Raw genomic sequence first — 6,742 nt, 5'->3', positions numbered from 1 at the left:
ACAGATTCGCCAGTTGCGATGTCCAGCTTTTCCAGGCGAACGGTCTGACCTTCGCTTACTCGGTGTTGTTTACCACCACTTTGGAAAACCGCGTACATATAAACTCCGCTTCCGCGCACCTCTTCGTGTGATTCAGAGTGCGCTATAAATATTCACAATAGGGCGCGAATATTACGCAAAACGCGAGCCTTTGACAAGTGCTAGCATCAATAGATGCAGAAAAAAAATACAACCTGCACGGCAACGTTTATCTGAGCCGTTTTTTCAGTACAATCGTAGGTACAACTCTAACGTAAAACCTTCGTTATCCCGTATGGATAAGTGGTAAACAGGACATTAAGCCCGGCTTTTGCGATGAATTTACAAAAAATCAATGAGTTAACCGCGCAGGATATGGCGGGTGTCAATGCGACGATTCTTGAGCAGCTCAACTCGGACGTCCAATTGATCAACCAGCTTGGCTATTATATCGTCAGCGGCGGCGGAAAACGGATTCGTCCAATGATCGCCGTCCTGGCCGCCCGCGCCGTTGGCTATCAGGGAAACGCCCACGTCACTATCGCCGCGCTAATCGAATTTATTCATACCGCGACGCTGCTGCATGATGATGTTGTCGATGAGTCCGATATGCGCCGCGGCAAAGCAACGGCCAATGCAGCCTTTGGTAACGCGGCCAGCGTACTGGTTGGCGACTTTATCTATACGCGTGCATTCCAGATGATGACCAGCCTCGGTTCACTGAAGGTGCTGGAAGTGATGTCAGAAGCCGTTAACGTCATTGCCGAAGGCGAAGTCCTTCAGTTGATGAACGTCAACGATCCGGACATCACCGAAGAGAACTATATGCGCGTTATCTACAGCAAAACGGCGCGTCTGTTTGAAGCGGCGGCGCAATGTTCTGGTTTGCTGGCGGGTTGTACGTCTGAGCAAGAGAAAGGGCTGCAGGACTATGGCCGCTATCTCGGCACCGCTTTCCAGCTGATTGATGACCTGCTCGACTACAGCGCCGACGGAGAGACGCTGGGTAAAAACGTAGGCGACGATCTCAACGAAGGTAAGCCGACCCTACCGCTGCTGCACGCCATGCGTAACGGCACGCCAGAACAGGCTCAGCTCATTCGCGGTGCTATCGAACAAGGTAACGGTCGCCATCTCCTGGAGCCCGTACTGGATGCAATGGCCGCCTGTGGTTCTCTGGAATGGACGCGCCAGCGTGCCGAAGAAGAAGCCGATAAGGCGATTGCTTCTCTGGCTTCTCTGCCAGATACACCATGGCGCGATGCGCTTATCGGCCTCGCCCATATCGCCGTTCAACGCGACCGATAGCCCCAGAATGCCCTACCTGCAACCGTGCGGGTACATTCCTGAAAGCGCCTGAAGGCGCTTTTTTTTACCAGAAATTTGATGTTTTCCTAATTTAAAGAAACTTACTCGAACTCTTTATGAACTTATAAAAAAGAGAGATACAGTATATTCCTCACTTAGCGTAACGAGTTAACGACGGCTTTCAGGGAGGAAGTATGGAGAGGTTTAGCGACTGGCATCCCGCAGACATCATCGCGGGTTTACGAAAGAGAGGCACATCGATGGCTGCAGAGTCACGCAAAAACGGACTTAGCTCATCGACGTTAGCTAACGTCCTTTCTCGTCCATGGCCGAAAGGAGAGATGATCGTAGCAAAAGCCCTAGGGACTGAACCCTGGGTGATTTGGCCGTCACGTTATCACGATCCAATAACCCATGCGTTTATCGATAGAACACAGGCTATTCGCAGCGGTAAGCAGGAAAAATAGCAGAGGGAGAGAAGCGCCCACCATCAATAGCGGGCGCTTTATTCACGGCAGCGATTACTCGCCCTTGATACGCTCGATATTCGCGCCTAAACCACGCAGTTTATCTTCAATGCGCTCATAACCACGATCGATGTGGTAGATACGGTCAACGATCGTCGTGCCCTGAGCGATGCAACCCGCCAGCACGAGGCTCGCAGAAGCTCGCAGGTCAGTCGCCATTACCTGGGCACCGGAAAGCTGCTCAACGCCGTGGCAAATCGCGGTGTTGCTTTCGATTTCCGCACGCGCGCCCATACGAATAAGTTCAGGAATGTGCATAAAGCGGTTTTCAAAGACCGTCTCAGTGATAACCCCTGTACCTTCCGCGACCATGTTCAGCAACGTGAACTGCGCCTGCATGTCCGTCGGGAACGCCGGGTGTGGAGCTGTACGCACGTTCACCGCTTTCGGGCGCTTGCCGTGCATGTCGAGGCTAATCCAGTCTTCGCCCACTTCAACGTCAGCACCGGCTTCACGCAGCTTAGCCAGTACAGCATCCAGCGTATCAGGCTGTGCGTTACGGCAGACAATTTTGCCGCCGGAGATAGCCGCAGCCACCAGGAAGGTGCCGGTTTCGATACGGTCTGGCAGAACGCGGTATACGCCGCCGCCCAGACGCTTCACGCCTTCGATGGTAATACGGTCGGTACCCTGCCCCGTCACCTTCGCGCCCATCGCGTTGAGGAAGTTCGCCGTATCGACGATTTCCGGTTCACGCGCGGCGTTTTCGATGATGGTGGTGCCTTCCGCCAGCGTCGCGGCCGTCATGATGGTAACGGTCGCGCCAACGCTGACCATGTCCATGACGATATGCGCGCCTTTTAAACGACCGTTGACGGACGCTTTGACGTAACCTTCTTCCAGCTTAATTTCTGCGCCCAGTTGCTCAAGGCCAGAGATGTGCAGGTCAACCGGGCGCGCACCGATGGTGCAGCCGCCCGGCAGAGAAACCTGTCCTTGACCAAAGCGAGCCACCAGCGGCCCCAGCGCCCAGATAGACGCACGCATGGTTTTCACCAGCTCGTACGGCGCACAGAAAACATTGACCGGGCCAGCGTCAATCCAGACCGAGCCGTTACGTTCAACTTTGGCACCCAGCTGCGTCAGCAGCTTCATGGAAGTATCAACGTCTTTCAGCTTCGGTACGTTCTGGATCTCTACCGGGTCTTCTGCCAACAGCGCGGCAAAAAGAATCGGCAGGGCAGCGTTTTTTGCACCGCTAATGGTGACCTCGCCCTGAAGGCGGGTTGGCCCCTGCACACGAAATTTATCCATCAAATCTAATCTCTGTTAAGTATTCACGTTCGCCACCGGAAAAGTGCACGCACTTTTCCCCTGGCTCAAAAACCGTTAAGTTTGCGATCGCGTGCCCACTCTTGCGGGGTATACGCTTTGATCGACAGGGCATGGATGCGGTTATCCGCAAGGTATTCCATCAGCGGGCCATAGATAGTCTGCTGCTTCTTGACGCGGCTCATGCCATCAAACATCTCACCCACGGCAATAACCTGGAAGTGGCTGCCATCGCCAGAAACGAGAACTTCCTGAAGGGAGAGTGCATTCATCAGCACGGTCTGAATTTCATTATTTTCCATAGGTTCGCATTTCATTTGAGAGTGAAAACAAGCCCCACATCTTAGAGGAAAGTGGCGCGGTCTTAAACAAGCAAAAAGCCCCATCGTTGAGATTGATGGGGCTTTATCAGAAACCACAACAGTAACGTGCTGAAACTGTTAGGGGATCATGCCTTCTGGCAGGTTGTATAAGCTTTTCAGGGTCGCGACTTTTTCGCTTACCCCTTCCAGGCTCGGCGTACGACCCTGCGCGCGGATAAGTTCAACCAGATGCACCAGCAGGGCCAGGCCTGCCGTATCGACGCGGCTCAGGCCGCTGAGGTCGATAATGGATACTCCCTGCGTAGCCTCGGTTCTGGCATCCCACAGGGATACCAGAAAATCCTGATCCAGTTCACCGTGCAGCGCCAGGCGTTCGCCATCACGCTTCCAGCTTAGCTGTTCGGCCATTATTTTTTCTGATCCAGGGTGATTGGCTGTGCAGAAATAGATTTCAGCTGTGCGGTCAGGCCGTCAATGCCTTTGGTACGCAGCAGGTCGCTCCATTCGTTCTGCTTGGTGGTGATCATGCTCACCCCTTCCGCAATCATGTCGTATGCCTGCCAGTTACCCGTCTGGGTATTTTTACGCCACTGGAAGTCAAGACGCACCGGAGGACGGCCGTTCGGATCGATGATGGTCACACGAATAGGCACGATGGTCGCATCGCCCAGCGGCTGTTCTGGCGCAATCTGGTAGGTCTGGCCGTGGTACATCGCCAGCGCCTGACCGTACGCCTGCTTCAGGTATTCGCGGAAAGCGGTGAAGTAAGCTTCACGCTGAGCGGGCGTGGCATCTTTGTAGTAGCGGCCCAGTACCAGCGCACCGGCATATTTTACCTGAACATACGGCAGCAGTTCCTGATCGACCACGTCACGCAGGTAGTTCGGGTTAGAACGAATCTTCGGTTGTTCATTCTTCAGGCGATCGAACGTCTTCTGCGCCGCTTCATTCATCAGCTTGTAAGGGTTGGTTTGGTCTGCCGCAGTGGCTGCCGTCAACGGCGCAATCACCAGCATGGCGACCATCAGTAAACGTTTAAACATGTCGAGTATCTCCTGAGATTAATTCGTCGCGCCAGTAGCAGGCGTCGTCGTACCAGTATGTCCTTCTGTAGAACCCTGCGCATCGCCAGAATTCTGATTGTCGCTGCCCTTACTGTTGTAAAGGAACTGGCCAATCAGGTCTTCCAGTACCATCGCCGATTTGGTGTCCTGAATGGTACCGCCATCTTTAAGGATAGACGTTCCGAGATCGGGATCTTCAAAACCGACGTTCAGCGCCAGATACTGTTCCCCAAGCAGGCCAGAAGTACGAATGGCCAGGGAACTGGTATCGGGGATGTGGTTATAGCGATCTTCGATGTCGATAGCGACGCGCGGTAAGTACGTTTTCGGATCCAGTTCAATATCCGCGACGCGGCCAATCACTACGCCGCCAATCCGCACCGGTGAACGGTTTTTCAGGCCGCCGATGTTATCGAAGGTGGCGTAAATGCGGTAGGTTGGTTCTGATTTCATTGACGAAACATCCGCCGCCTTCAGGCAGATAAACAGCGCCGCCAGCAGGGCAACCAACAGAAAAATACCGACCCAGATTTCACTCTTTTTCGTTTGCATTCACTCAATTCCCAAACATCAGTGCCGTCAGCACAAAGTCCAGCCCAAGAACCGCCAGCGAGGAGTGCACCACGGTGCGCGTCGTCGCCCGGCTAATTCCGGCAGAAGTGGGGATCGCATCGTAACCGTTAAATAACGCAATCCATGTCACCGTAATGGCGAAAACAACGCTCTTGATCAGGCAGTTCACCAGATCCAGACGCCAGTCCACCGCATTTTGCATCGCCGACCAGAAGAACCCGGCATCAATACCTTTCCAGCTTACGCCAACCAGTGAACCACCCCAGATGCCGACGGCCACAAAGATAATGGTCAGTAGCGGCAGCGAAATGACGCCAGCCCACAAGCGAGGGGAGATAACGCGGCGCAGCGGATCCACCGCCATCATCTCCATGCTGGAGAGCTGCTCGGTGGCGCGCATCAGGCCGATTTCCGCGGTCAGCGCAGAACCCGCGCGCCCGGCGAACAGCAGCGCGGCAACCACCGGCCCCAGTTCACGCAGCAGCGACAGCGCCACCAGCATGCCGAGACTGGTCTCAGCGCTGTAGGTGGTCAGCACGAGGTAACCCTGCAGCCCCAGCACCATGCCAATAAACACGCCCGACACGATGATGATAACCAGAGAAAGCACGCCGACGTTGTACAGCTGGCGCACCAGCAGCGGCGCGTGTTTGCGGAACTCCGGCTTGCCGATAACGGCATTGAATAACATTAATCCAGCTCGCCCAAACGTCGCGACGGTCTTGATCCCGCGATGTCCAAGCGCTGCCAGTGCATTTAACAGCATAAGTCGATTAACTCCCTGTGCCGATGAGATCGCGGCGATAGTCGCCCGCAGGATAACGGAACGGCACCGGACCGTCGGCAATACCGTCGAGGAACTGACGCACTCGAGGATCGCTGTTTTCCTGCAATGAAGAGGCGCTGCCGTGAGCGACAATTTTCTGGTCCGCCACGATATAAGCGTAATCCGCAATGCTCAGTACTTCCGGCACATCGTGAGAAACCACAATACAGGTGACACCCAGCGCACTGTTGAGTTCAGAAATCAGCTTCACCAGCACGCCCATGGTAATCGGGTCCTGGCCGACGAAAGGTTCGTCGAACATGATGAGATCTGGCTCCAGGGCAATAGCACGCGCCAGCGCAGCGCGGCGGGCCATACCGCCAGAGAGTTCCGATGGCATCAGCGTTGCAGCGCCGCGCAGGCCAACGGCCTCCAGCTTCATCATTACCGTGCTTTTCAGCAGCGGCGCCGGTAAGCGGGTATGCTCACGAATGGGATACGCCACGTTATCAAACACGTTCATGTCGGTGAACAGCGCACCGGACTGAAACAACATGCTCATACGCTTGCGTACGGTATACAGGCGAGAGCGCGACATTTTCGGCACGTTCTCACCGTCAAAGAGGATCTCTCCGCTATCCGGGGGGATCTGCCCGCCAATCAGGCGTAACAGCGTGGTCTTGCCAATCCCCGACGGCCCCATAATCGCGGTAATTTTTCCGCGCGGTACCGACAGCGAGATATTGTCAAAGATGACCCGATTGCCACGCGAAAACGTGACATCTCGCACCTCGACCAGATTCTCGATATTTTGGCTCATAGGCTTACCTTTCCAGGTCCTTAAGTAGGGCAAACTCCTGCTTGCCCCCGCATTCTTACAGAATCCTAACC

At 54.7% G+C, this 6,742-nt stretch carries 10 protein-coding genes; 2 read left to right on the top strand and 8 right to left on the bottom strand.

The features are described from left to right. Positions 1 to 98, bottom strand: a 98-nt coding sequence (locus RDN66_RS22625; protein WP_308538196.1) for a bL21 family ribosomal protein, incomplete at its 3' end; no start/stop codon positions are given. A 256-nt stretch (positions 99 to 354) separates the two neighbouring features. Between RDN66_RS22625 and ispB the strand changes: the two genes are divergently transcribed. Together ispB and sfsB are read left to right on the top strand one after the other, a co-directional pair. Continuing rightward, positions 355 to 1,326, top strand: a complete 972-nt coding sequence (gene ispB / locus RDN66_RS22620; RefSeq protein ID WP_035891132.1) for an octaprenyl diphosphate synthase — start codon at positions 355 to 357, stop codon at positions 1,324 to 1,326. A 194-nt stretch (positions 1,327 to 1,520) separates the two neighbouring features. Then, complete coding sequence (gene sfsB / locus RDN66_RS22615; protein ID WP_035891135.1) at positions 1,521 to 1,793, top strand: DNA-binding transcriptional regulator SfsB; 273 nt, start codon at positions 1,521 to 1,523, stop codon at positions 1,791 to 1,793. Between the two features lie 54 nt (positions 1,794 to 1,847). On the opposite strand, the gene murA is transcribed toward sfsB, so the two are convergent. The 7 genes from murA to mlaF all read right to left on the bottom strand — a co-directional run bounded on the left by murA (position 1,848) and on the right by mlaF (position 6,671). Further along, the gene (murA, locus tag RDN66_RS22610; protein ID WP_035891138.1) at positions 1,848 to 3,107 is read right to left on the bottom strand and encodes a UDP-N-acetylglucosamine 1-carboxyvinyltransferase; all 1,260 of its coding nucleotides are present in this window, start codon (positions 3,105 to 3,107) and stop codon (positions 1,848 to 1,850) included. A gap of 65 nt (positions 3,108 to 3,172) precedes the next feature. After that, complete coding sequence (ibaG, locus tag RDN66_RS22605) at positions 3,173 to 3,427, bottom strand: BolA family iron metabolism protein IbaG (protein WP_035891140.1); 255 nt, start codon at positions 3,425 to 3,427, stop codon at positions 3,173 to 3,175. A gap of 138 nt (positions 3,428 to 3,565) precedes the next feature. Next, positions 3,566 to 3,856: a lipid asymmetry maintenance protein MlaB gene (mlaB, locus tag RDN66_RS22600; protein WP_035891143.1), complete on the bottom strand. Its 291-nt coding sequence runs from the start codon at positions 3,854 to 3,856 to the stop codon at positions 3,566 to 3,568. Next, positions 3,856 to 4,491, bottom strand: coding sequence for a phospholipid-binding protein MlaC (mlaC, locus tag RDN66_RS22595; protein WP_035891146.1), 636 nt, complete (start codon positions 4,489 to 4,491; stop codon positions 3,856 to 3,858). The genes mlaB and mlaC overlap by 1 nt, the downstream gene beginning before the upstream one ends. Positions 4,492 to 4,509: 18 nt before the next feature. Continuing rightward, positions 4,510 to 5,064: an outer membrane lipid asymmetry maintenance protein MlaD gene (gene mlaD, locus RDN66_RS22590; RefSeq protein WP_123651666.1), complete on the bottom strand. Its 555-nt coding sequence runs from the start codon at positions 5,062 to 5,064 to the stop codon at positions 4,510 to 4,512. 4 nt (positions 5,065 to 5,068) lie between these two features. Continuing rightward, positions 5,069 to 5,851 carry a lipid asymmetry maintenance ABC transporter permease subunit MlaE gene (gene mlaE / locus RDN66_RS22585; protein WP_035891153.1) on the bottom strand — a complete coding sequence of 261 codons (783 nt, stop codon included), beginning with the start codon at positions 5,849 to 5,851 and terminating at the stop codon, positions 5,069 to 5,071. Between the two features lie 7 nt (positions 5,852 to 5,858). After that, positions 5,859 to 6,671 (bottom strand): phospholipid ABC transporter ATP-binding protein MlaF, encoded by an 813-nt coding sequence (gene mlaF / locus RDN66_RS22580; protein ID WP_035891154.1) that lies wholly within the window; start codon positions 6,669 to 6,671, stop codon positions 5,859 to 5,861. Between the last annotated feature and the right edge of the window lie 71 nt (positions 6,672 to 6,742).

Source organism: uncultured Kluyvera sp. (genome assembly GCF_902485085.1).
GTDB classification, from domain to species: Bacteria; Pseudomonadota; Gammaproteobacteria; order Enterobacterales; family Enterobacteriaceae; genus Kluyvera; species Kluyvera ascorbata.
Note: the sequence above shows the minus strand (reverse complement) of the source record. Positions and strands in the feature narration are given on the sequence as shown.